Raw genomic sequence first — 23,922 nt, 5'->3', positions numbered from 1 at the left:
GTGTGTCAAAGCAGGAGACGCCAACCCGGCGTCGACAGTGGAACAACAAAAACAATCACTGTGAGGGATACCGATATGTCTGAGCATGTTCAGCCCCTGGAAGCCACGCGCAGCGTCGGCACCAGCCAGGAAACCCAGAAGGTCATCTTCGCCTCGTCCCTGGGGACGGTGTTCGAGTGGTACGACTTTTTCCTCTACGGCGCCCTCGCGGCGGTGATCAGCAAGCAGTTCTTCGCCGGCGTCAACGACACCACGGCATTCATCTTCGCCCTGATGGCATTCGCCGCCGGTTTCATCGTGCGGCCGTTCGGTGCCTTGGTGTTCGGGCGACTGGGGGACATGATCGGACGCAAGTACACCTTCCTGGCCACCATCGTCCTCATGGGCGTGGCGACCTTCTGTGTCGGCCTGTTGCCCAACTACGCCAGCATCGGCATCGCCGCGCCGATCATCCTGGTGGTGTTGCGCATGCTGCAGGGCCTGGCCCTGGGCGGTGAATATGGCGGGGCGGCCACTTATGTCGCCGAGCACGCCCCCATAGGCAAGCGCGGCTTCCACACCAGCTGGATCCAGTCCACGGCCACCCTCGGTCTGTTGCTTTCCTTGCTGGTGGTGCTGGTCTGCCGTTATTTCACTGGCGACCAGTTCGAGGTCTGGGGCTGGCGCATTCCGTTCCTGCTGTCGATCGTGCTGCTGGGCATTTCCACCTGGATCCGCCTGAGCCTGCATGAGTCGCCGGCATTCCTGAAAATGAAAGAGGAAGGCAAGTGCTGCAAGGCCCCCATCCGTGAGTCCTTCGGCAAATGGGAAAACCTCAAGGTGGTGCTGATCGCCCTGTTCAGCATCAACGCCGGGCAAGCAGTCACCTTCTACGCGGCGCAGTTCTACGTGCTGTTCTTCCTGACCCAGTTCCTGAAGATGGACCCGGCCCTGGCCAACAGCCTGCTGATCGTCAGCGTGGTGATCGGCGCACCATTCTTCATCTTCTTCGGCTGGCTGTCGGACAAGGTCGGGCGCAAGCCCGTGCTGATGGTCGGCCTGCTCCTGGCCACGGCACTGTATTTCCCGATTTTCAAGACCCTGGCCCACTACGCCAACCCGGCCATCGACCTGGCGAGCCGCCAGGCGCCGATCACGGTGGTGGCCGACCCGGCGACCTGTACCTTTCAATTCGACCCGGTGGGCAAGGCGCGCTTCGACAGCCCCTGCGACAAGGTCAAGACGTTCCTGGTCAAGCAGGGGCTGCCCTACAGCAGCGTGTCGGCGCCGGCCGGCAGCAACGTGCAGGTCAGCGTCGGCGACGTGAAACTCGAAGGCTTCGACGAGTCCGCGCTGCGGGCAGCGGTGACCCTGGCAGGCTACCCACAACAAGCCGATGCCCAGCAGATCAACCGGACCATGATCGTGGTGCTGATCGTGGCGCTGATCATCATTTCAGCGATGTGCTACGGCCCGTTGGCGGCGCTGATGGTCGAACTGTTTCCCACCCGTATCCGCTACACCTCCATGTCGCTGCCCTACCACATCGGCAACGGCTGGTTCGGCGGCTTCCTGCCCACCGTGTCGTTCGCCCTGGTGGTCTATACCGGCGATATCTTCTATGGGCTGTGGTACCCGGTGGTGATCACCGGGGTCAGCCTGGTGGTGGGCATGCTCTGCCTGCGGGAAACCAGAAACGTGGACCTGGATAAAAACTGAAGACAGCGTCCCGTGGCGGGGGGCCAGGCCCCTCGCCGTCCATCAGTGGACCTGGCGATTCTTCACCGTGCTTTCCACCAGGTCCAGCATCTGCCCCAGGGCCCAGGGCTTGGCGATGAAGGAGGCGTGGTGCTTGATCCCGGCACTTTCCGGCGTTTCGTAGCCCGACATGATCAGCAGCGGAATCTGCGGCCAGCGGTCCCCGGTCAGGTTGGCCAGGTCCGCGCCGTCGATCGTGCCGGGCATGGTGATATCGGTGAGCAGCAGGTCCACGTAGTCGGCACTCTGCTCAAGAAACGTCAACGCCGAATCGGCGCTTTCCCGAGGCTCCACCACAAACCCTTCGTCCTCCAGTATTTCGCACAGGAACTCCAGGATCGTCGGATCATCTTCAACAACAAGAATCAAACGTGTGGTCGCCTGTCCGTTGCCGTTTGGCATCGAATTCATGTGATTGACTCTCCCTGCCGTCGGTTTTTTTGCGGTTTTAACCGCTCTGCAAGTTATGAACTGCACCTTTCACATAAATTCATTCTGCTTGCGAATGGGCCGCTGAACGTCGTGCCAGACGCTCTTTTGCAACGCAGCGCAACGTTTTATCTGTATATGCATACAGATAAAACTTGCCCCCGGAGCAATCCCTGACCATGCTACAGCTCCCAGCAGAACTGTTCGGAAAAGGGCGACATGCAGCTGTACCTCTGTGAGAAACCATCCCAGGCCAAGGACATCGCCGCCGTGCTCGGCGCCAGGCGACGCGGCGATGGCTGCTGGCTGGGTACGGGCATCACCGTGACCTGGTGCATCGGCCACCTGCTGGAGACCGCCCCGCCCGATGCCTACGATGCCCGCTACAAGCGCTGGGTGCTGGCCGACCTGCCCATCGTGCCGGGGCAATGGAAAATGACCGTCAAGCCGAAGACCGCGAGCCAGTTCAAGGCGGTCAAGCGCTTGCTGGCTGAAGCCAGTGAACTGGTGATCGCCACCGACGCCGACCGGGAAGGCGAGATGATCGCCCGGGAACTGGTGGAGCATTGCCGCTATCGCGGGCCGATCAAGCGCCTGTGGCTATCGGCCCTGGACGAAGCCTCGATCCGCAAGGCCCTGGCTGCCCTCAAGCCGGGGGCCGAAACCTTCAACCTGTATCATTCGGCGCTGGGCCGCTCCCGGGCCGACTGGCTGATCGGCATGAACATGAGTCGCCTGTTCACCTTGCTGGGACGCCAGTCCGGCTATCAGGGCGTGTTGCCGGTGGGGCGCGTGCAGACGCCCACCCTGCGACTGGTGGTGGATCGCGACCGCAGCATCGCCGATTTCGTACCGGTGGCCTATTGGGCCATCGACGTGCAACTGCGTCATGCCGGCACCGTGTTCACCGCTCAGTGGCGCGCCGATGCGGCTGCCTGCGACGACCAGGAGCGATGCCTGAACCAGGCCATCGCCCGCGATGCCGCCCATGCCATGGACAATGCCGACACCGCCCTGGTGACCCAGGTGCGCACCGAACGCCTGCGCGAAGCGGCACCGCTGCCATTCGACCTGGGCACCCTCCAGGAAGTCTGTTCGAAGAAGCTCGGCCTCGGCGCCCAGGAAACCCTGGACATCGCCCAGGCCCTCTACGAAACCTACAAGCTCATCACCTATCCTCGCAGCGATTGCGGCTACCTGCCCTTGAGCCAGCACAGCGAAGCACCGGCCATCCTGGCCGCCCTCGCCCAGGCCGACCCGGGTCTCGCGCCACTGCGCGAGCACCTGCAACCGCAACGCAGGTCCCGGGCCTGGAACGATGCCAAGGTCAGCGCCCACCACGGCATCATTCCCACCGCTGCCGCGAAGAACCTCGACAAGCTCGCTGGCAAGCAGCGCGCCGTCTATACGCTGGTTCGCGCGCGCTACCTGGCGCAGTTCCTGCCCAACCATGAATACGACCGCACCCAGGCCGATTTCGATTGCGCCGGCCAGGCATTGCGCGCCGTGGGCAAGCAGATCGTCGAGCCCGGCTGGAAACGTGCCCTGCCCGAGGCCCTGGCTCCTGCACGAGGCCGGGAAGCCCCGGCACCGCAAACCCTGCCGGCCTTGATCGAAGGCCATGATTGCGCCGTGGAGCAAGTGACGCTCAAGGACCTGTGGACCCAGCCGCCCAAGCCGTTCACCGAGGGCGACCTGATCAAGGCCATGAAAAACGTCGCCAGGCTGGTGGACGATCCGCTGCTCAAGCAGAAACTCAAGGACACCACCGGCATCGGTACCGAAGCGACCCGGGCCTCGATCATCCAGGGCCTGCTCGACCGTGGCTACCTGGTCAAGAACGGCAAGGCATTGTCCGCCACCCCGGCGGCCTTCAGCCTGATCGACGCCGTGCCCCGCGCCATTGCCGACCCAGGCACCACCGCCATCTGGGAACAGGCACTGGACATGGTGCAGAGCGGGGAAATGAGCCTGGAAGAATTCGTCACCCGCCAGGCCGCCTGGATGAGCAAGCACATCGCTCGCTGCCAGGGCATGAGCCTGGCCATCAGCGGTCCGGCCAGCCCCGCCGGTCGTGGCGCAGCGCCATGGAAAAACAAACGCAAGACGGCCAAGCGCAAGGCCGCCGGCGCGGCGCGCAAAGCGACAAAAGCCAAGGCGACCTGAGCCTGTCGGAGTCAATCGGGTGCCCTGCCAGACACCGAACCTGCCACGAGGGGATCTATTCCCCGCCGGGTTGCAAAGCAACCCCAATCCAGCTGCCTGCGTGTATCAGATAACCTCACCCACCATTCGGGCCGCTTCGCGCCCCAGCGGGATGAATGCCCGCGCCACAGAAAACACAGCCGTGCTGCCAGTCATTTTTCATAGCCAAACCGTTTTGTCCGACAATATGTAGTGACCAAAAATAATCACTACAAAACCGTTGACGACGTCGATTTGCCCTTGCATGATGCAGACGTCTCCCCGATCGGGAGTACAGGTAACCGTTTGAGCAAGCTCGTCTGACCGCCGAGCTGTTTTTTGGATAAGGGACTGCCCACAAGGCAGATTGAAGGTGCTGACCTGGCATGACCGTCCGGAAACAAGGACGAGAAACGCTGGCGAAGATCCTCATGACGCGCGGGTCGACCCTCGAAAGTTGACGATGCCTGACAGGTTCTTCGCTGTTTCTCTTCGTTGTAGCGCATTTGCGTAGCAGCCCTTCGATAGCACTACACAGCCGTTCCGCGCCGCCGCCGAAGTTCGACGCAAGGACGCTGACGGCCTGGTTTCGGTACCTGAGTTACCGAATAGCGAAGTTTTTGCGAACCACCAGACAGATCAACCAAATGGTCAAGGGGCTTACACATGAATCTGAACAATCAACCATCTATTGATGAACTGGCTCGCATGTTCGCTGCACACAAGGACACCCTCGACAGCCATATCCTGTGGATCAGCAAGACTGGCCAGGTGCATATGGATTGCCTGTCGCCGTACACCCAGGAAGACGAGTTCGAAAAGAACACGCAAGACCTGTGTGCCCGGTTGAAGATGTACCGCCGCGGACAAGGCTACGTCGGCAAGAAGGCCGCAGCCGACAAGGACTACATCGGTCGCGTGCTGCAAACGCTGACCCAGGCCTGGCAGGCGGTGCAGAATACTTCGCAGGTCCAGGTCATCGACCGCCTCTACTGATCGCAGCTGAATAAAAAAGGGCCCGTTTCTATCTGAAACGGGCCCTTTTTCGTACAAACCCTAGAACACCGACCAGCCGATCCGCTGGCTGAGCAGCTCCAGCGCCGCCATGCCGGCCAGGGAGTTGCCGGCGACATTGAGTTCGGGGGACCAGACGCACACGGTGAAACGCCCTGGCACCACCGCCACGATCCCACCGCCCACCCCGCTCTTGCCCGGCAGACCGACGCGGTAGGCAAAATTCCCGGCTTCGTCGTACAGCCCGCTGGTGGCCATGATGGAGTTGACCTGCTGGGTCTGGCGGGCGCTGAGGATCTGCTCGCCACTGTGCTTGCAGAAGCCGTCATTGGCCAGGAAACAGAACGCCCGGGCCAGGTCGATGCAGTTCATCCGCAACGCACAATGACTGAAATAGCTGCGCAGCACTGCCTCCACGTCGTTATGGAAATTGCCGAACGATTGCATCAGGTAGGCCATCGCCGCGTTGCGGGCGCGATGCTGGTATTCCGATTCGGCGACCTTGCCATCCACCATCACATTGGGATTGCCTGACAGGCGCCGTACGAAGTCGCGCATCGACAAGGCCGGGGCGGCAAACCGCGACTGGTTGATGTCGCAGATCACCAGGGCACCGGCGTTGATGAACGGGTTGCGTGGGCGGCCCCGTTCGAACTCCAGCTGCACCAGGGAATTGAACGGCTGGCCGGACGGCTCATGACCCAGACGTTCCCAGATCGCTTCGCCGGAGTGCTGGATGGCCTGCACCAGGCTGAAAACCTTGGAAATACTCTGCACCGAAAACGGCGTTTCGGCGTCGCCTGCGCAATACATCTCGCCATCGTTGCCATACACGGCAATGCCCAATTGATTGGCAGGCACGGTGCCCAGGGCCGGAATGTAGTCGGCCACCTTGCCCTGACCGATCAGGGGGCGAACCGCATCGAGGATCTCGTTCAACAATGCTTGCATGGGTGCGGGGGTCCAGTCATTCCCCGTTCGAGTGCGGGGATACAGACCCTAGACGTCGACAAGCGGGATCAGAGCACACCGGCCTTGAATCGGCCGCTCGATCGGGCGGTCTATAGTGAAGGATCAACCTGCAGGAGTACACGATGCGTCAGATCATGCAGAAAGAACCCTGGTGGGCGTCGCCACCCAAGCCCGGCCAGGACGAAAGCGAGCTGGAATGGGGCTGGCTGGTGATCTATAGCGAAGGCGAACCGCGCTTCGAATTCATCAAGGAGCGGCCCACGGACGAACAGATACGCCACCGCAAGGGTTGCCGCGTCACCCTCGGGACGGACTGACCCCGCCGGTCATGGCTCGAGTTGCGGCAGCACCACCGGCCGGTTCGCCAGCTCCGCTTCCATCAGGCTGCCCCTGATTTCCTCATCCAGGTAATACACCGGCGCCAGCACCCCGCTGAGGGGATGCTTGAGTGATTTGAACCAGGCTTCGTCGAACGCGGCGCTCAGGCTCTTGCGGATATGCGCTTGCATTTCCGGCCGCTCGCCTTCGTGGATGATCGCGCGAATGCCGGCCACCCCTACGGAAATCAATGCCCCCGCCGCCTTTCCGGCCACGGCCGCGGCCGCACCGGTCGCCCCTCGAGTGGCGAACTGCGCTTCGATCTTTTCACTGGTGCGTTGTGCCACCGTAGCGATCACCGCGTCCGAGGGACCGTTTCCCGTGGCGGCGGCCTTATTGACGTGATCGATCAGGGCCGCGTAGGCCGGCAGGGTATTGAGCGGGTTGGTATGGACCATCTGGTACAGCGAAGCATTGCGCGCCGCCGGGGGGCCCAGGTTGACCGCGGGAATACCGTGCAGGCGCCGGTTCATCAGTTCCAGCGGGATCCGATGGCTCTGAGCGATCACCTGGACCTGCTGGTTGAGCAGGCTCACGTAATAACTCGTCGCGTTGGCCCGGATCGCTTCGGGATCGATCTCCACAGCGACGGGTTCCAGCACCCGTTCGCGATACTGCGTCTGCAGATAGACCGCCAGGCGCCTGGACGCGGAATCCTCCTCGTCTTGGGCGCTGGCGGCATACCAGCTGACCTTCACCGCCAACCATTCCTGGGTCCAGTAGCTGCTGAACCAGGGGATGAACTCGGCCTCGGTCCGCTCGTAGACCAGCATCCGCCAATGTTCCATCGATCCACGGGCATAGCGTTCGGCCTGTTCGATCGCGGTCCCGGAGGCGGCGACGATCTGTCGGTCCACCTGGCGCCAGGTGTCCTGGGCCACCGCCACCGAGTCCACCTGTTGACCGCGCTGCGGCGTGGCGCACCCCGCCAGAATGATCAACACGGCCAGCATCAGCGAATGCAGCACGATCGGCACCCCGGATTCAGGTCACCCTGGCATTGAGTATAGGAAAGCCCTGGATGCCTGGGGCAACGCGTCATCAGGGCCAGCTCCCCGATCCCGTCGCGGCTACAGGCACCCTGCCCGGTTTGCGATTACCCTTGTCGGATCGACTCGCACCACGACCGGCCGCCATGACATCGCCTTCAGCACGACTTCGCCAATGGGCCAGGGCCCTGAAGCGCCAGACCCTGACACTGTGGTTCTGCTATCGCCATGGACAGACGCCGTGGCTCCCCAGGACCATCGCAGTCATCGTGGTGGCCTACGCCCTGAGCCCCATCGACCTGATTCCGGACTTCATCCCTATCCTGGGTTATCTGGACGACGTGATCCTGCTGCCGCTGGGTATCTGGCTGGCCCTTCGCCTGATGCCGCCGGCTGTGCTGGCCGAATGTGCAGCCAGGGCCCGCCAATGGGAGAAAAACCAGGGCCAGCGCCCGGTGAACCGGATCGCCGCCGTGGTGATCGTGCTGTGCTGGATCGCCGCACTGGCAAGCGGCTGGTGGCTGGTGCGCGGCTCCCTCACAGGCGAGTGAAATGCTCGAACTGCCAAGCCTCCGCCGCCCCTTCTCCTGAAGCCTGGCAGGGAGTGCCGCTGGGCGTCCAGTCGGTGCGCTTGCCGACCAGGGTGCCCAGGTAGGGCCTGGCCACTTCCAGCACCCGTTCGTAATCCATCTGTTCCGGCTCGACGATGCCCCGCGCCGGATGCTCCACCGCCCAGACGACGCCCGCCAGGACCCCGGCGGCCACCTGCAGGGTGGTGGCGTTGTTGAAGGGCACCAGCGCCCTGGCTTCGTCGACGCTCAGCATCGAGCCGAACCAGTAGGCATTCAGCTCATGCCCCATGAGCAGCACGCCCAACGCATCGACGCCACCGCTCTCGATTTCACCGTTGAGAATGCGCTCCGAACCCTGGGTCTGCCACCCCCGCCCAATGAGCTCATGAATGGACAACAACGCATCGTTGCAGGGGTGGTAGGCGTAATGCAGGGTGGGCCGATAGACGAGGGTCTGGCGCTCTTTCACCGTCAGCAGGTCGGCGGTGGACGCGGTTTCGTGATGGGTGATCATCAGTCCCAGGCACGCTCCGCCCAAGGGGGTCCAGGTCTTGACCGGCACGCTGGCGCTGGGACGTTCAAGGTAAATGGCATTGCGCGCGCCGAAGCGATGACGCCTGGCGGACGCCGGCCAGGTTCGCTCGTGGGTGCCCCACCCCAGCTCCGCCGGTTGGCTGCCCTCACTGATGAACCCTTCCACCGACCAGGTGTTGACGAACTCATCGTCCTGCTTGATCCGGTGCGAACACTGGGTGTCGCGCTCGGCGAAATGGATGACCTTGATGCCCGTTTCCATGCACAACCGTGCCCAATCCACGCCGGCGCGGTTCTGCGACAGCGGGTGGTTCAATTGCAGCGCCAGTTCCACCAGCCCGGCCTTGAGCAGGTGCGTGATCAAGCCAGGATTGGCCCCATGGGCCACCACCGCCGTCGGACCCCGGCCCAGCTTCTTGCGCAACGTCAGCACCTCGTGCCGCAACGCGTAGTTGGTACGACGCGAAAGATCCAGGCGTGGATCGTTATAGCCGCCTGCCCAAGGTTCGACACAGGTATCGAGGTACATCGCACGCTTGTCGAAGGCATACGCGATCAGCGCCAGGGAGCTGACTTCCACGGACAGGTTGACGATGAAATCGCCGGGCCTGACGACACGGTCAAGGACCTGGGCAAAAGTGTGCTCGGTCAGTGCCTTGCGGACAAAGCGAATCCCCCGCTCCTTGAACCAGATGTTGTGGTCGATCACTGGCGCGACCACGGTGAAGCGCTTGATCGCAATGAGCTCCTGCCCCAACAACAATGGCAGGGTGGCCCGGGCGATCGTGCCGAAGCCGATGACAATCAGATGTCCGCTGAACGGGACCTGATGTTCCATGCGCTGCCCCCCGAAGATACGGATACAGAGGCCATGAAATACCGGTCATGGCGTCCTGGCTACTGTCAGTCTCGACAGTGGCCGGCGCAGGCACCGCAGAACCTGCGCCGTCCCGGCGTGCTGGGCTATGAAGTGCCCAACCCGCCGGACAAGTCCGTCGCGGAAGGTGCCTGAGTCCTGGGAGGTGTTTCCTGGTGATGCTCGGTGGTCTTGCTCACCGTATCGCGCACCGTCTCATAGCCCTGCCGCGCGGTCTGCCTGGCCTTGTCGGCGAGGTTGGCGCTGGTCTTGCCCATCACTCGCTGCTCCGTGGAGGTGGCGGGCAACGCGGCACCGAGCATGGCACCCAGGGCGACTCCCGCCGCAGCCATCATCAGGGGCTGTTCCTTGAGCAGCCGGTTGAACTGTTCCCCCAGGTCCTGCGTGCCATGGGCCAGGCGTTCTCCGGTCGCATGGACGCTGCGTCGCGCCTGGCGGGCATTGGCCCCGAGATCGTCGGCCAGGTGCGAGGCCTTGTCCTTGAGATGATGGAATCCCTCGCGCAGGGAATCGGTGGTGTCGTGCAGATGCTCCCGCGCACCGACGAGCCCTTCACTCCGGCCCGCGCAGTCCTGGTCCGGCCCGACCCGGTAACCCACCCGAGGCGGATGGTTCTGGCCAAGCATCAGCCAGCACAATCCGAGCGTGGTCAGTACGGTGGGCACCGGATTGTTACGTACCGTGGTGCCGAGGTTGCCGAAGAACTCCGAGCCATTGCCCTTCACCAGGGTCAAGGCCTGGTCGAGCATTTGCCCCGGAGTGAACTTGCTGCCCAGCGCGTCGACGATCTGGCTGATATGGGCCCGTTGCTCGTCGATCTCGCGCTCGAGGGCTTGCGGACTCTTCTCGGATTCGGTTTTGAATTCATCCTTCATGAGACTTTCCTCCGCAGGGCGTCCTGGTCTTTATTCAATGCCTCGAGGGTACGGTCCGGCTTGAAGTGGGACGGTTCGAATTGCTTCTTGCCCGATTGCACCATCACGAAACCGACGACCATGACCACGACGCCCACGATCAGTGCCGCCAGCCACGGCGCCATGACCGTGCTCAGGCCATAGACCACCGCCATCAGCAGGACGATGAAACCGGCCAGCAGCACAATAGCCCCGCCGGCCACAGCGGCAATGCCGGCCTTGAGGGTATTGAGGCTGGCCTGGAACTCAGCCTTGGCCAAGGCCAGCTCCTTGGTGAACAGCGACGGGACCTCGTGGGTCAGTTGCTTGAGCAACCCCATGACCGACGCATCGGTATCGGTGGCAGGGGCGCCTGCAGAACGTTGAAAATCCGGGTCAGGTCGATTCATTGCAGTTCTCCTCGGGTGCTGGCCGAATCCGAAAGCGAGCCGGTGCCGGCGCCTGGGCCGATGGGATCGACGCCAGGCTCGAAGGGCTCGTGTGCGGTGAAGCCGCCGGATGGTGGGGTGGAATGGCCGGCGGCCGGGTCGTCGATGTCCGCGGCGACCGGTGAGCTGCCAGCCTTGAGGAACCGCGACAGCCCGAAGCCCACCGCCACGCTGCCGGCCAGGAACAGGCCCGGGTTGTCCCGCGCCAGACGGGATCCTTCGTGCAGCAATTGTTCGGCGCTCATGTGGCGCAGTTTGCCGGCCAGGCCGGTCATCGAATCCGCCATGTCCGCCAGGTAGTGAGACAGGCCTAAGGTGTCGTTGGCTTCCAGCTCGGACATCGCCGACTTGGCGCCCCGCGCCAATGCATCGATCTGGTCCGCCGCCGTATCGCGGTAATGGCCGAAATGCGCATCGGCCTGTTCACGGGCGCTGCCAATGGTTTCGTTCAACTCATCCTTGATGGGGTTGGGTCGTGCCTGGCCCGAAGGGCCCTGTTGTCGCTCGGAGTGGTTGTCCGCATTAGTCATGTCTGTCCATCGCCTCCGTGATGAAAACAATTACGGGCAGCCACCGCGGTGATCGCCCGGCCATGGGTCTCTCAGAACAGATGACGAAGTGTCGCGGGGGGTAGTTCCAACGAGTTTCGATGTCGCGCGCCATGCGGTATCCCCCGTGGATCCAGGCAGAGCGCAGGCAAAAAAAACGGGCGCTGGCGCATCCGCCAGGCCCGATTCGTTCCCGTCATTTTCCAGCGATCAGGTGTTTTCCGAGCCGTTCAACCCAACGCCGTATCGAGGAACATCATCACCGCGAACCCCATCATCAAGCCCAGGGTCGCCGGGGTTTCATGGCCGTTGCGGTGGGTTTCGGGAATCACTTCGTGGGACACCACGAAAATCATCGCCCCGGCCGCCAGGCCCAGGCTGATGGGATAGGCCACGGCCACGCCCGAGGACATGCCCAGGCCGATCACCGCACCCAATGGCTCCATCAACCCCGAGCCCACCGCGATTAACGCCGCTCGCAGGGTGCTGATGCCGGTGACCCGCAGGGCCATGGCAATGGCAAGTCCCTCGGGGATGTCCTGGATGGCAATGGCAGTGGTGAGCGGCAGGCCTACCTTGAAATCCCCATCGGCAAAGCTGACGCCGATGGCCATGCCCTCCGGCAAGTTGTGCAAGGTAATCGCAAGCACGAACAACCAGACGCGATTGATGCGTTCGGCTTGCGGTCCGCGCCGACCGCTCAATTCATGCTCATGGGGCACGAAACGGTCGAGCCCGATCATCAGGGCAACGCCCAGGCCCAGGCCGAGCACGACGACAAACGCAGCGAGCAGTTGATTACCGCAAATGACCTCTGCGGCCTCGATGCCGGGCAAAATCAGCGAGAACGAACTGGCGGCCAGCATCATGCCTGCCGCGAACCCCAGCATGATGTCCTGGGTGCGCGAGGAGATATCGCGCAGCACCACCGCCATCATCGCACCCAGTGCCGTGGCGACGAATCCGGAGGTCCCCCCCAGCACCGCGTAGCCCAGGTGATGACGGTCGGCCCCCACCAGCGCGTTATAGCCGCTGTACAGCAACAACGCGGCGACCACGATCAAACCGAGCCAGAAGCTCGCGCCCAGCAGCGGGTTGTTTTGCAGCGGGTCCAGCCAGGTGCGCCAGGGCGATCGGATCCGGGAGGTGGACTGGTCCATCGAAAATATCCTTACAGGCTTAGCCAGCCCGATCGTTCGTGCCATAGGCGGCAGGAACGTTGCAATGGAAGGTTCGGGCGGGCAAGCCAGGCTTCCCCGCCCCGTCAGGCCTACAGTTTGTCACCTTGCATCCCTGAACCCAAGTCCGCGCCTGTGGTGGGGTCGCTTTCAGGGTTGGACATCGTCCGTGCCTTCATGTCCATCAACCGCGCCTCGTCTTCTTCGCTCAACTGGACACTGGCCATGCCATCGCCGCCATCCACCGCTGGCGTCGGGCTTTCGACGAACTCCCAGTCATCGCCCTGGTTCCATGGGCCACGTACGGTCGGCTCGCCCTGGGACATATTGAAGTAGACGTTGGCGAACTCCGGCATGCCCGGCAACTTGCCTTGCGGGAAGTTGGGCTGGATGGCGTGCAGTGCCTTCTCGAACGACAACTGATGGGCGATTTCCCGTGTCATCAGGAACCCCAGGGCTTCTTTAACCCCCGGATCGTCAGTGATGTTCATCAGCCGTTCATAGACGATTTTCGCCCGGGCCTCGGCGGCGATATTGGAGCGCATGTCCGCGGTGGGCTCGCCGATGGTGTCGACGTAGGCAGCGGTCCAGGGCACGCCGGCGGAGTTGATCAACGGCGCACCGGCACCGTAGAGCAGGCTGGTGACATGGGAATCGTTGCCAGCGCCGTTGATGTCGCGATAGAGCTGGCCCGCCTCGTCCACGCCTTCGGCCATCTTGCCTTTGGCGCCCTTGTTCAGCATCACGATGATCGAACCGATCACCTCCAGGTGGCTGAGCTCTTCAGTGGCGATATCCATCAGCAGGTCCTTGCGCCCCGGGTCATCCTCGGCCAAGGCCTGAGTGAAGTAACGCGACGCTGCCGCCAGTTCACCCTGGGGTCCCCCAAACTGTTCGAGCAACAGATTGGCGAGACCTGGATTGGGCTCGGCGACACGCACGGTGTACTGCAGTCGTTTGTTATGCATAAACATGATTGAACTCCTCGATCAGAACACAGGGCCGTGAGCACACCGCAATCGCCGGCGCGCCAATGCCAAAAAATAATTAAGAACTGGTGCTGTGCTTTTTATTCAACAAACAAAACGAACGGCAACTTATGGAGAATTGCACAAGTCGCCGCCCCTCAGAACCGATGAAACATTACCCAACCGGTACTATATGGATGTTCTTATATCGAAACCGGCACGGCCCCCAACCAGGCGGCTGGGGCCTGAAGTCTGGCGGTCTCAGGAATCACGACCGCCGCCATGGCTGTTTTCGCCACCTTTCCTGCCGGCCTCGGAGGCTTTCTCCCGGTCATTGGCAAAGTTGCCACCCGAAGCCTGGCCACCTTTGCGGCCGGCTTGCGAAGCGCGCTCGGGATCGTTGGCAAAATTGCCGCCCGATGCCTGGCCACCTTTACGGCCGGCCTCTGCGGCGCGCTCGGGGTCATTGGCGAAATTGCCGCCCGATGCCTGGCCACCTTTGCGTCCGGCCTCGGCTGCACGTTCCGGATCGTTGGCGAAGTTGCCACCCGACGCCTGTCCGCCTTTTTTCCCGGCTTGCGATGCCTTCTCACGATCGTTAGCGAAATTGCCAGGGTTGTTATTACCTGTATTAGCCATTTCATTCACCTCGTTAGTTGCTGTTAGCGAACCAGTTGGCTCGTCCTATTCGGAAAATCTGCCGGCGCCAAGGTTTAAATGAAGTTCATCAGACGACGACGAACGGTAAATAGTCATGAGTTCATTTAATTTGGCTCCGCAGCACTTGAAAAAACGCTATCGAACCCTCCTCTAACGATTAATCAAATTAAAACAAGCGTCATACCATTCACGAAGAAGCGCACCCATGCGAAACGTTAGTCACATGTACATATGCAACAGAACAAGTTCGGTACGAGTTCGCCTTGTCTTCGCAGCTAAAAAACAGTGCGTGTCTTTCCACGCTGTCTGCCAAAGGTCGGGCGACGCCGGCACCCTACTGCACCGGTCTCGTCGTCCCGGCCACGCGCCGTTCCAGGAAGCCAAAACTCGCGGGCTGCCGGTGTTATTCTGCACCACCGCACTGACCGGCTTGCGGTGTCCGGGCACCCTGTCGCCGGTGCCCGGATTAGGCTCTTTACCAAAAGCCTTGATACTGATGAGGTACTCCAGTAACTGCACTTGCTCGGCTGTTTCGCCTTGCCTGGGGGTCATCTCAAGACTTTTCGTACAGAGCCTGAAAACTCGGTGCTCAGGGAGAAATCGGGTCGCTGGCCGGAAAGGTTTCCTCCAGGGCGTCGTCCAATTGTCGGTTGGTGATGTCCCGCTCCTCCACCTTGCCGCTACGCTCGCAGTGACAATCGGGGGCCGGACACGGCTCGCCGTTGGGGTGCTGCTCTGCGCAAGCCTGGCTGCAATAGGCCTCGCCGTCGTGGTTGAACATCCGTTGCGGATCCACCTCGCACTGGCAATCAGGACAGCCGCATTTCATCTTCGATTCGCTCATGCTCATTCTCCTGGCTACGTTGCGGGTCGTTGTTCGACGACGTTTCAGGATCCCACCAGCAACTGAACCTCAAGGTTGGCGGCCGCGACACCGTGCTTGACCACGTACACCTCGGCGCTCCAGCCCTTGGTGCGATTGCGGTAGGACTGAGTGCCCAGGGCCTCGCCGCTGTCCCACTCGATAACGTCGCCGATGTCGATGTCATTGGCCGAACGCAGTTCCAGCACGGTGTGACCGTCCTCCTGTGGCACGTAGACACCGGCCATTGCGCTCTGGCGATTGATGGCTCGAACTTCACCCGTGGTCTGCTTCATACGCCTCCTCTTGCCGGCATCCGGAAGCGGCCGGACAGGCCGGCCGCTTTCCTTGACGCTCAGCGCTTGGCTTCGGTATTGGGGTTCGCCGAACGTTCGAGGAACGCCTGGGTGATCTCCGGCAGGTGATCGCGCAGCCAATCGGCCATGGCAATTTCCTGGGGCAGGATCTGTTCGCAGGCGCGCTGGGTTTCGACATCGCCGGCCGCTTTCGCCGCCTCGATCAGCACGGTGTAGGAGGCGATCTCCAGGTTTTCGAAGACATAGCCGCTCATGGCGCCCTTGACCACCTCATCGCTCATCGTCATGCCGCCCACCGCCTGGCCGAAAGCCATGAGCTTGCCGGCCATGTCCTTGAGCATCGACGTGCTGCCGCCCAGGCGCTGGATGCACTGTTCGACCAGTTTCTGCTGGCCGAGGGTTTCCTGCAGGTGTTCTTCGATCCGGGCCTTGAGGACGGGGTAATGCTCCAGGCGCTCGGCCTGGGCCTTGAGCATTTTTTCCGCTTGCTGCTCCATGGCATGAGCGTCGTTGAGCCAATCCAGCAGGTTGTCTTTGGGCGTTGCCATTTTTTTCTCCTTACCCGTGGTCGCTGCTGCATGGCAGCGCGACAGTTCTGAAATACCCTTCATGAAAATGGAGGTTCCAGACACGTCGAAAGTTTGAAGAAACCAGGATCCGGGGCGACGAAAGGCAATGGCAGCGGCAAAGGCCCGCGTTCAGTCTGGGCGCAGGCCTCGTTCCCAGAGGTGCTGATCCTTGAGGGTGTCGAACAGCGCCTGAGCCGCAGCCGACAATTCATGCCCCGGCTTGGTCAACACACCGATGGCCCGCTCCACCACGGGATCGCGAAGCGTGATGCACCGAGCCCCCAGCTCATGCATCTGCCTGACGCACAGCGCCGGCACCGCGCTGACCCCCAGGCCGCTGGCGACCATTCGACCCACCGTCGCCAACTGATGACTTTCGAATTCCACCGGCAACTTCATGCCCCGGGCCTGCAGGTGCTCCTCCAGCATCACCCGCACGGTGGAGGGCCGCTGCAAGGTGATGAACGGTTGCTCCAGCAAGGTTCGCCACTGGATTTCCCGGCAATCGGCCAGGGGCGAATCCAGCGGCACCACCGCGACGAACCGGTCCAGGTACAGCGGCGTGAACGCCAGGGAGGAACCCTGCGCCGGCTCGAAGGCGACGCCCAGCTCCACATGGCGATCACGCACCATTTCCAGCACTTGTTCGTTGATCACATCGTTGACCGTAACGTTGACATTCGGATAGCGGACGCGGAAGGTCTTGAGGATCGGTGGCAACAGGTTCCCGGCGAACGAGGGCATCGCAGCCAACGTCACGCGCCCCCGCTGCAAGGTGAAGCGCTGGCGCATTTCATCCTCGGCGTTATCCCAGTCGGCAACCAGCCTGCGGGCCAGCGGCAAGAGGGACTCGCCCTCGGGGGTCAGCGCCACATTACGGGTGTTGCGGCTGAACAGGCGTCCACCCAGGCCGTCCTCCAGTGCCTTGATGGTTAGGCTCAGGGCCGACTGGGACAGGTGCAGCCGTTCGCAGGCCACGGCAAAGCTCAGGCTCTGGGCGACGGCGAGGAAGGCACGGATCTGCTTGAGGGTCATGGTCGTGATGCTCCCAGCGGCAAGCGACTGGTTTCAAGCCGCAAGACAATTATTGAGTTTTACCAATCAATCTAACTCAAAAATCAACTTAACAAATATATGACTTGGCGCAACACTGCATTCCATTGCGACCCCATCAAGAATAAAAGAGGTGTCTATGGCTGGTTTCGACAAACGCGTGAGCTCCTATGAGGAAGCGCTGGAAGGCTTGAAGGACGGCATGACCGTGATCGCCGGCGGCTTCGGTTTGTGCGGCATTCCGGAAAACCTGATCGCCGAGATCAAGCGCAAGGGCATTCGCGATCTCACCGTGGTGTCCAACAACTGCGGCGTCGACGGTTTCGGCCTCGGCGTGCTGCTGGAAGACCGGCAGATTCGCAAGGTGATCGCGTCCTACGTGGGTGAAAACGCCCTCTTCGAACAGCAGTTGCTCAGTGGTGAAATCGAAGTCCAGCTCACTCCCCAAGGCACCCTCGCCGAAAAGATGCGCGCCGGTGGCGCGGGCATCCCGGCGTTCTTCACCGCCACCGGTGTCGGCACTCCGGTGGCCGAAGGCAAGGAAACCCGTGAATTCCACGGCCGGCAATACTTGATGGAAGAATCCATCACGGGGGACTTCGCCATCGTCAAAGGCTGGAAAGCCGACCATTTCGGCAACGTGGTCTACCGTCACACCGCCCAGAACTTCAATCCGCTGGCCGCCACGGCGGGCAGAATCACCGTGGTGGAAGTCGAGGAAATCGTCGAACCCGGCGAGCTGGACCCGACGCAGATCCATACCCCTGGCATCTACGTCGACCGGCTCATTTGCGGCACGTTCGAAAAGCGCATCGAACAGCGCACCGTACGCAAGTGATCCCCTGCCCCCGGCCCGAATGAAGGAATAACACCATGGCACTTTCCCGCGAACAAATGGCTCAACGCGTCGCCCGCGAAATGCAGGACGGCTACTACGTGAACCTGGGTATCGGCATTCCCACCCTGGTCGCCAACTACATTCCCGAAGGCATGGAAGTCATGCTGCAGTCCGAGAACGGCTTGCTCGGCATGGGGGCCTTCCCCACCGAAGACGAAGTCGATGCCGACATGATCAACGCCGGCAAGCAGACCGTCACCGCGCGCATCGGTGCGTCGATCTTTTCTTCGGCCGAATCGTTCGCCATGATCCGCGGCGGACACATCGACCTGACCGTGCTCGGCGCATTCGAAGTAGACGTCGAGGGCAATATCGCGTCCTGGATGATTCCCGGCAAGCTGGTCAAGGGCATGGGCGGTGCGATGGACCTGGTAGCCGGCGCCGAGAACATCATCGTGACCATGACCCATGCGTCCAAGGACGGCGAATCGAAACTGCTGCCCCGTTGCAGCCTGCCGCTCACCGGTGCCGGTTGCATCAAGCGAGTGCTGACGGACCTGGCCTACCTGGAAATCCAGGACGGTGCCTTCATCCTGAAAGAACGTGCCCCGGGCGTCAGCGTCGAGGAAATCGTCGCCAAGACTGCCGGCAAGCTGATCGTGCCGGACCACGTCCCTGAAATGCAGTTCGCTGCACCGTGAGGAGAGATTTTATGCAAGAAGTCGTGATTGTCGCCGCCACCCGTACCGCCATCGGCAGTTTCCAGGGTTCGCTGGCCTCCATTCCCGCGCCGGAGCTCGGTGCAGCGGTGATTCGTCGCCTGCTGGAACAGACCGGCTTGTCCGGCGAACAGGTCGATGAAGTGATTCTCGGCCAGGTACTGACCGCAGGCTCCGGGCAGAACCCGGCCCGCCAGGCGTCGATCCTCGCCGGCTTGCCCCATGCGGTGCCGGCGCTGACCCTGAACAAGGTCTGCGGCTCGGGCCTCAAGGCGTTGCACCTGGGCGCCCAGGCGATCCGCTGCGGCGACGCCGAGGTCATCATCGCCGGCGGCATGGAGAACATGAGCCTGGCCCCCTACGTCCTGCCGGCCGCCCGCACCGGCCTGCGCATGGGCCACGCGCAGATGATCGACAGCATGATCACCGATGGCCTGTGGGATGCGTTCAATGACTACCACATGGGCATCACCGCCGAGAACCTGGTGGACAAGTACGGCATCAGCCGCGAGGAACAGGATGCCTTTGCCGCCTCGTCCCAGCAGAAGGCCGTTGCCGCCATCGAAGGCGGTCGCTTCGCCGATGAGATCACGCCAATCCTGATTCCCCAGCGCAAGGGCGATCCCGTGGCATTCGCCACGGATGAACAACCGCGCGCCGGTACCACCGCCGAGTCCCTGGCCAAGCTCAAGCCGGCCTTCAAGAAGGACGGCAGCGTAACCGCCGGCAATGCGTCGTCCCTCAATGACGGCGCGGCGGCCGTCGTGCTGATGAGCGCGCAAAAGGCCAAGGCGCTGGGCTTGCCAGTGCTGGCGAAAATCAGCGCCTACGCCAACGCCGGCGTCGACCCGGCCATCATGGGCATCGGTCCGGTGTCGGCAACCCGTCGCTGCCTGGAGAAGGCCGGTTGGTCGCTGGACCAACTGGACCTGATCGAAGCCAACGAAGCCTTCGCTGCCCAATCGCTGGCCGTGGCCAGGGAGCTGAGGTGGGATATGGACAAGGTCAACGTCAACGGCGGCGCCATTGCCCTGGGTCACCCCATCGGCGCTTCGGGCTGCCGGGTGCTGGTGTCGCTGCTGCACGAGATGATCAAGCGCGATGCCAGCAAAGGCCTTGCAACCCTGTGCATCGGCGGCGGCCAGGGCGTGGCCCTGGCGCTGGAACGAGGCTGACCGACGACGCGTTCAACAGTGGCTGCGCGGACCCACGAACATCCGCCTGGTCACTGGCTCCACCACCGGCGCGACCTCGGTTGCGCCGTTTTTTTTACCTGGCGCTTTTGCCACGACCGCCTGGATCAGACTCTGCTGGCCCTTCATGTCGTAAATTTCGGTGTACCTGACAGACCGGTCTATTGTGGCGAGATGCTCGCCTGACCGGGGGAGATTGCCGAACTGCTTTTGCAGAAAACCCTTTGTCAGGAGCCCGCGCCAAAGCGATCGCGGCTGTTGGTCAGGTGCAGCCACATGGCGGCGCGGGCGGCATCGGGGTCCTGGCGCTTGATGGCGTTGAAGATCGCTTCATGCTCCAGATTGGCCACTTGCGCCAGTTTTCCCAGGTCGGCCTGGCCCCGTTCGGCCACATTCACCCGGGTCCTGGGGATCATCGCGCTGCCCAGGTGCTGCATGACTTCGACGAAACAGGTGTTTTGCGTGGCTTCGGCAATGAGCAGATGAAAACGCCGGTCGGCTTCCACGCAACTGTCGTTGTTGCTCAGCAGCCGCTGGTAGTCATCCAGGGCCTGGCGCATCTGCTGCAACTGCCGCTCATCGCGACGCTGGGCAGCCAGTGCCGCCGCCTGGGTCTCCAGGCCCAGGCGCAGTTCGAGGATTCCCCTCACGCCCGCCGCGGTATCGACATTGAGCCGCAAGCCCGGTTCTGCGGTCTGCTCCAGCACGAAGGTACCGATGCCATGACGGGTCTCCACCAGTCCCGAGGCCTGCAGCTTGGAAATCGCTTCGCGCACCACCGTACGACTGACGCCATGCTCCTGCACGATGGCGCCTTCCGATGGCAGCTTCTGGCCCGGTTTTAACTGGCCCAGCAGGATGCTCTGGCTGAGTTTCGCCACCAGGTCATGGGCCAGGTTGTGGGTGCGCTTGCGCAGCGGGACTTCGGTGTCTTGCATCGCCAGGGATCCTCGAAAACAGGCTAGGCGATCCTATCATCAGCGGGCCAGAGCGTGAGCACTTTGATCGCTCAACTTGTATGACAACATTCAATGTTTGCCTGAAAACCCTGAGAACCTTTAAACGATTTTCCGCTGCTCATCCGCCGATAAAAACCGAAACATCCTCCTATTAACCAATAAATACGGCATAAGACAGCCCTTCACCCCGCGCATTCGTGATTAAAAAGCGCTTGTCACTCAAAAAAATCAAGTTGTATGATGTCTATCAACATCGACGCGTGCTCGATGCCCCGCATAAAAATAATCAGTGGGAGAAAAAACCAGTGAACACCTCCAGCCCCAAGGCGAATGCCGGCGCGGACCCTGTGCTGCTCTCGGCCATATCCAAGGTCAAGCGTCACATCCTGCCGCTGTTCGTCCTCATGTTTATCGTCAACTACATCGACCGCGTGAACATCGGCTTCGTGCGTGCCCACATGGAACACGACCTGGGCATCGGCGCGGCCGCCTACGGCTTCGGTGCCGGTCTGTTCTTCATCGGCTATGCGCTGTTCGAAGTCCCTTCCAACATCCTGCTGCAACGAATCGGCGCCCGGATCTGGCTGACTCGCATCATGCTCACCTGGGGCCTGGTGGCATCGGCCATGGCGTTCATCCAGAACGAAACCCACTTCTACATCCTGCGCTTTCTGCTGGGCGTGGCCGAAGCCGGCTTCTTTCCCGGGGTGATCTATTACTTCACTCGCTGGTTGCCAGGTGTCGAACGCGGCAAGGCCATCGCCATTTTCCTCAGCGGCTCGGCCATTGCCTCGCTGATCTCCGGCCCGCTGTCGGGGCTGTTGCTGCAGATCAACGGCCTGGGCATGCACGGCTGGCAGTGGATGTACTTCATCGAAGGGATGTTCTCCGTCTGCCTGTGCGTCTTCGTCTGGTTCTGGCTGGACTCCAAGCCCCACGATGCCAAGTGGCTGCAACGCGATGAACAGGACGCGCTGGTAAAAGTCATTGATGACGAACAACGGGCCCGTGAAGCCGCTACGCCGGTCAAGCTGTCCATCGGCCAGTTGCTCAAGGATCGCCAGATCATCCTGTTCTGCCTGATCTATTTCTTCATCCAGTTGACGATCTATGCCGCGACGTTCTGGTTGCCGAGCATCATCAAGAAGATGGGTGAGCTCAGCGACCTGCAGGTCGGCATGTTCAACTCGATCCCATGGCTGCTGTCGATCGTCGGCATGTACGCCTTCGCCTCGCTGTCGGCCAAGTGGAAATTCCAGCAGGCCTGGGTCGCGGCGGCCCTGTTGATCGCGGCGGCCGGGATGTTCATGTCCACCACGGGCGGACCGATCTTCGCCTTCGTCGCCATCTGCTTCGCGGCCCTGGGCTTCAAATCCGCGTCCTCGCTGTTCTGGCCGATTCCCCAGGCCTACCTGGACGCCCGGATCGCCGCCGGGGTCATCGCCCTGATCAACTCGGTGGGCAACCTTGGCGGGTTCGTCGCACCGACCACCTTCGGCCTGCTGGAGCAGCACACCGGCTCCATCCAGGGTGGCCTCTATGGCCTGGCGGCCACATCCATCATCGCCGCGATCATCGTGTTCGCCGCGCGCAACACGCCCAAGCCGAAATCCGCCACGACGCCGGCCAATCCCGCCGCCAGCCACGTTTGATATCCGATTCGTTCAAGGACAAATGCACATGACTCCACAAGAAGCCAACAAAGCGCCGATCATCACCAGCATGCAGGTCGTGCCCGTCGCCGGCCATGACGGCATGCTGCTGAACCTCAGCGGCGCCCACGGGCCGTTCTTCACGCGCAACATCGTCATCCTCAAGGACAACGCCGGCCACACCGGCGTAGGCGAAGTACCTGGCGGCGAGCGCATCCGTCAGACGCTGGAAGACGCCCGGGCCCTGGTGGTGGGCAATCCCATCGGGACCTACCAGAAGATTCTGAACAATGTCCGCCAGGCATTCGCCGACCGCGATGCCGCAGGCCGGGGTCTGCAGACGTTCGACCTGCGCATCACCATCCATGCGGTCACCGGCCTGGAAGCGGCATTGCTGGACCTGCTGGGCCAGCACCTGGACGTGCCGGTGGCGGCCTTGCTGGGCCAGGGCCAGCAACGCGATGAAGTGAAGATGCTCGGTTATCTGTTCTATGTTGGTGATCGCCAGCAGACCGACCTGCCCTACCGCAGCGAACCGGACGCCGACAACGACTGGTTCCGGGTACGCCATGAAAAAGCCCTGGATGCCGCCGCCGTGGTGCGCCTGGCCGAAGCAGCCCATGCGCGCTACGGCTTCCAGGACTTCAAGCTCAAGGGCGGCGTGCTCCGGGGCGACGAGGAAATCGAGGCAGTGACGGCCTTGGCCGAGCGTTTCCCCCAGGCCCGCATCACCCTGGACCCGAACGGCGCCTGGTCACTCAAGGAAGCCATCCGCCTATGCCGTGACCAGCATCGGGTGCTGGCCTACGCGGAGGACCCTTGCGGGGCCGAGAATGGCTATTCGGGCCGCGAGGTCATGGCTGAGTTCCGCCGCGCCACGGGCCTGAAAACCGCCACCAACATGATCGCCACCGACTGGCGGGAAATGGGCCACGCCATCAGCCTGCAATCGGTGGACATTCCATTGGCCGACCCGCACTTCTGGACCATGCAGGGCTCCGTGCGAGTGGCACAGATGTGCAATGAGTGGGGGCTGACCTGGGGTTCCCATTCCAACAACCACTTCGACATCTCTCTGGCGATGTTCACCCACGTGGCCGCCGCCGCACCGGGGGACATCACCGCCATCGACACGCACTGGATCTGGCAGGACGGCCAGCGGCTGACCAAGGCGCCGCTGCAGATCAAGGGGGGCTGCGTGCAGGTTCCACAAAAACCGGGGTTGGGGATCGAGCTGGACACCGACCAACTGGCCAAGGCCCATGAGCTGTACAAAGGCATGGGCCTGGGCGCACGTGACGACTCGGTGGCGATGCAGTTCCTGATTCCGGGCTGGTCGTTCAACAACAAGCAGCCGTGCCTGGTGCGCTGAAAAGGC

General features: G+C 62.2%; 25 protein-coding genes. 10 read left to right on the top strand and 15 right to left on the bottom strand.

Translation table 11 applies throughout. The features are described from left to right. Nucleotides 1-75: 75 nt before the first annotated feature. Nucleotides 76-1,698 (top strand): MFS transporter, encoded by a 1,623-nt coding sequence (locus AC1M7R_RS21620; RefSeq protein ID WP_490609905.1) that lies wholly within the window; start codon nt 76-78, stop codon nt 1,696-1,698. A gap of 42 nt (nt 1,699-1,740) precedes the next feature. Here AC1M7R_RS21620 and AC1M7R_RS21615 read toward each other — a convergent pair whose 3' ends face one another. Then, a complete protein-coding gene (locus AC1M7R_RS21615) occupies nt 1,741-2,148 on the bottom strand; it encodes a response regulator (RefSeq protein WP_072394301.1) in 408 nt (135 codons plus the stop codon). A 237-nt stretch (nt 2,149-2,385) separates the two neighbouring features. On the opposite strand from AC1M7R_RS21615, the gene AC1M7R_RS21610 reads away from it, so the two are divergent. Both AC1M7R_RS21610 and AC1M7R_RS21605 read left to right on the top strand, forming a co-directional pair. Further along, a complete protein-coding gene (locus AC1M7R_RS21610) occupies nt 2,386-4,332 on the top strand; it encodes a DNA topoisomerase III (RefSeq protein WP_123595814.1) in 1,947 nt (648 codons plus the stop codon). 684 nt (nt 4,333-5,016) lie between these two features. Further along, nucleotides 5,017-5,346 carry a hypothetical protein gene (locus AC1M7R_RS21605; RefSeq protein ID WP_072394295.1) on the top strand — a complete coding sequence of 110 codons (330 nt, stop codon included), beginning with the start codon at nt 5,017-5,019 and terminating at the stop codon, nt 5,344-5,346. 60 nt (nt 5,347-5,406) lie between these two features. On the opposite strand, the gene glsB is transcribed toward AC1M7R_RS21605, so the two are convergent. Continuing rightward, the gene (gene glsB / locus AC1M7R_RS21600) at nt 5,407-6,315 is read right to left on the bottom strand and encodes a glutaminase B (protein ID WP_072394292.1); all 909 of its coding nucleotides are present in this window, start codon (nt 6,313-6,315) and stop codon (nt 5,407-5,409) included. A gap of 143 nt (nt 6,316-6,458) precedes the next feature. Here glsB and AC1M7R_RS21595 point away from each other — a divergent pair, with 143 nt between their 5' ends. Then, nucleotides 6,459-6,653 carry a hypothetical protein gene (locus AC1M7R_RS21595; RefSeq protein WP_072430434.1) on the top strand — a complete coding sequence of 65 codons (195 nt, stop codon included), beginning with the start codon at nt 6,459-6,461 and terminating at the stop codon, nt 6,651-6,653. A 9-nt stretch (nt 6,654-6,662) separates the two neighbouring features. Here the strand turns inward: AC1M7R_RS21595 and AC1M7R_RS21590 are convergent, their stop codons facing one another. Continuing rightward, nucleotides 6,663-7,682, bottom strand: coding sequence for a hypothetical protein (locus tag AC1M7R_RS21590; RefSeq protein ID WP_072394795.1), 1,020 nt, complete (start codon nt 7,680-7,682; stop codon nt 6,663-6,665). A 167-nt stretch (nt 7,683-7,849) separates the two neighbouring features. Here AC1M7R_RS21590 and AC1M7R_RS21585 point away from each other — a divergent pair, with 167 nt between their 5' ends. Then, nucleotides 7,850-8,254: a YkvA family protein gene (locus AC1M7R_RS21585; protein WP_072394285.1), complete on the top strand. Its 405-nt coding sequence runs from the start codon at nt 7,850-7,852 to the stop codon at nt 8,252-8,254. On the opposite strand, the gene AC1M7R_RS21580 is transcribed toward AC1M7R_RS21585, so the two are convergent. The 11 genes from AC1M7R_RS21580 to AC1M7R_RS21530 all read right to left on the bottom strand — a co-directional run bounded on the left by AC1M7R_RS21580 (nt 8,241) and on the right by AC1M7R_RS21530 (nt 17,165). Then, nucleotides 8,241-9,647 carry a saccharopine dehydrogenase C-terminal domain-containing protein gene (locus tag AC1M7R_RS21580; RefSeq protein ID WP_072430432.1) on the bottom strand — a complete coding sequence of 469 codons (1,407 nt, stop codon included), beginning with the start codon at nt 9,645-9,647 and terminating at the stop codon, nt 8,241-8,243. The genes AC1M7R_RS21585 and AC1M7R_RS21580 overlap by 14 nt on opposite strands. A gap of 125 nt (nt 9,648-9,772) precedes the next feature. Then, nucleotides 9,773-10,561, bottom strand: a complete 789-nt coding sequence (locus AC1M7R_RS21575; RefSeq protein WP_072458496.1) for a DUF3618 domain-containing protein — start codon at nt 10,559-10,561, stop codon at nt 9,773-9,775. Beyond that, nucleotides 10,558-10,989: a phage holin family protein gene (locus tag AC1M7R_RS21570; protein ID WP_072394275.1), complete on the bottom strand. Its 432-nt coding sequence runs from the start codon at nt 10,987-10,989 to the stop codon at nt 10,558-10,560. Before AC1M7R_RS21570 ends, AC1M7R_RS21575 begins: the two co-directional genes overlap by 4 nt. Beyond that, a complete protein-coding gene (locus AC1M7R_RS21565) occupies nt 10,986-11,558 on the bottom strand; it encodes a hypothetical protein (protein WP_103894199.1) in 573 nt (190 codons plus the stop codon). The genes AC1M7R_RS21570 and AC1M7R_RS21565 overlap by 4 nt, the downstream gene beginning before the upstream one ends. A 248-nt stretch (nt 11,559-11,806) precedes the next feature. Next, a complete protein-coding gene (locus tag AC1M7R_RS21560) occupies nt 11,807-12,736 on the bottom strand; it encodes a ZIP family metal transporter (RefSeq protein WP_072394272.1) in 930 nt (309 codons plus the stop codon). 110 nt (nt 12,737-12,846) lie between these two features. After that, the gene (locus AC1M7R_RS21555) at nt 12,847-13,728 is read right to left on the bottom strand and encodes a manganese catalase family protein (RefSeq protein ID WP_072394268.1); all 882 of its coding nucleotides are present in this window, start codon (nt 13,726-13,728) and stop codon (nt 12,847-12,849) included. Nucleotides 13,729-13,983: 255 nt separating this feature from the next. Beyond that, on the bottom strand, nt 13,984-14,361 hold the full coding sequence (locus AC1M7R_RS21550) for a con-10 family general stress protein (RefSeq protein ID WP_072394265.1): 378 nt from the start codon (nt 14,359-14,361) through the stop codon (nt 13,984-13,986). Between the two features lie 610 nt (nt 14,362-14,971). Then, nucleotides 14,972-15,232 (bottom strand): metallothionein, encoded by a 261-nt coding sequence (locus AC1M7R_RS21545; protein ID WP_371128574.1) that lies wholly within the window; start codon nt 15,230-15,232, stop codon nt 14,972-14,974. A 38-nt stretch (nt 15,233-15,270) separates the two neighbouring features. Then, nucleotides 15,271-15,540, bottom strand: coding sequence for a hypothetical protein (locus AC1M7R_RS21540; protein WP_072394262.1), 270 nt, complete (start codon nt 15,538-15,540; stop codon nt 15,271-15,273). 59 nt (nt 15,541-15,599) lie between these two features. Then, a complete protein-coding gene (locus tag AC1M7R_RS21535) occupies nt 15,600-16,109 on the bottom strand; it encodes a ferritin-like domain-containing protein (protein ID WP_072394257.1) in 510 nt (169 codons plus the stop codon). A gap of 150 nt (nt 16,110-16,259) precedes the next feature. Continuing rightward, nucleotides 16,260-17,165: a LysR family transcriptional regulator gene (locus AC1M7R_RS21530; RefSeq protein ID WP_072394254.1), complete on the bottom strand. Its 906-nt coding sequence runs from the start codon at nt 17,163-17,165 to the stop codon at nt 16,260-16,262. Between the two features lie 157 nt (nt 17,166-17,322). Between AC1M7R_RS21530 and AC1M7R_RS21525 the strand changes: the two genes are divergently transcribed. Genes AC1M7R_RS21525 through AC1M7R_RS21515 form a run of 3 tightly spaced genes read left to right on the top strand, consistent with a single transcriptional unit; the run spans nt 17,323 to nt 19,915 of the window. Then, the gene (locus AC1M7R_RS21525; protein WP_072394251.1) at nt 17,323-18,021 is read left to right on the top strand and encodes a CoA transferase subunit A; all 699 of its coding nucleotides are present in this window, start codon (nt 17,323-17,325) and stop codon (nt 18,019-18,021) included. A gap of 35 nt (nt 18,022-18,056) precedes the next feature. Beyond that, nucleotides 18,057-18,722, top strand: a complete 666-nt coding sequence (locus tag AC1M7R_RS21520; RefSeq protein WP_072394248.1) for a CoA transferase subunit B — start codon at nt 18,057-18,059, stop codon at nt 18,720-18,722. Between the two features lie 11 nt (nt 18,723-18,733). Continuing rightward, nucleotides 18,734-19,915, top strand: coding sequence for an acetyl-CoA C-acetyltransferase (locus tag AC1M7R_RS21515; protein WP_072430428.1), 1,182 nt, complete (start codon nt 18,734-18,736; stop codon nt 19,913-19,915). 245 nt (nt 19,916-20,160) lie between these two features. On the opposite strand, the gene AC1M7R_RS21510 is transcribed toward AC1M7R_RS21515, so the two are convergent. Next, complete coding sequence (locus AC1M7R_RS21510; RefSeq protein ID WP_072394242.1) at nt 20,161-20,871, bottom strand: FadR/GntR family transcriptional regulator; 711 nt, start codon at nt 20,869-20,871, stop codon at nt 20,161-20,163. A gap of 326 nt (nt 20,872-21,197) precedes the next feature. Here AC1M7R_RS21510 and AC1M7R_RS21505 point away from each other — a divergent pair, with 326 nt between their 5' ends. After that, complete coding sequence (locus AC1M7R_RS21505; RefSeq protein ID WP_072394239.1) at nt 21,198-22,544, top strand: MFS transporter; 1,347 nt, start codon at nt 21,198-21,200, stop codon at nt 22,542-22,544. A 28-nt stretch (nt 22,545-22,572) separates the two neighbouring features. Continuing rightward, nucleotides 22,573-23,916: a glucarate dehydratase gene (gudD, locus tag AC1M7R_RS21500; RefSeq protein WP_072394236.1), complete on the top strand. Its 1,344-nt coding sequence runs from the start codon at nt 22,573-22,575 to the stop codon at nt 23,914-23,916. The last annotated feature ends 6 nt before the right edge of the window (nt 23,917-23,922 follow it).

Source organism: Pseudomonas sp. MS01C9, from assembly GCF_058202755.1.
Note: the sequence above shows the minus strand (reverse complement) of the source record. Positions and strands in the feature narration are given on the sequence as shown.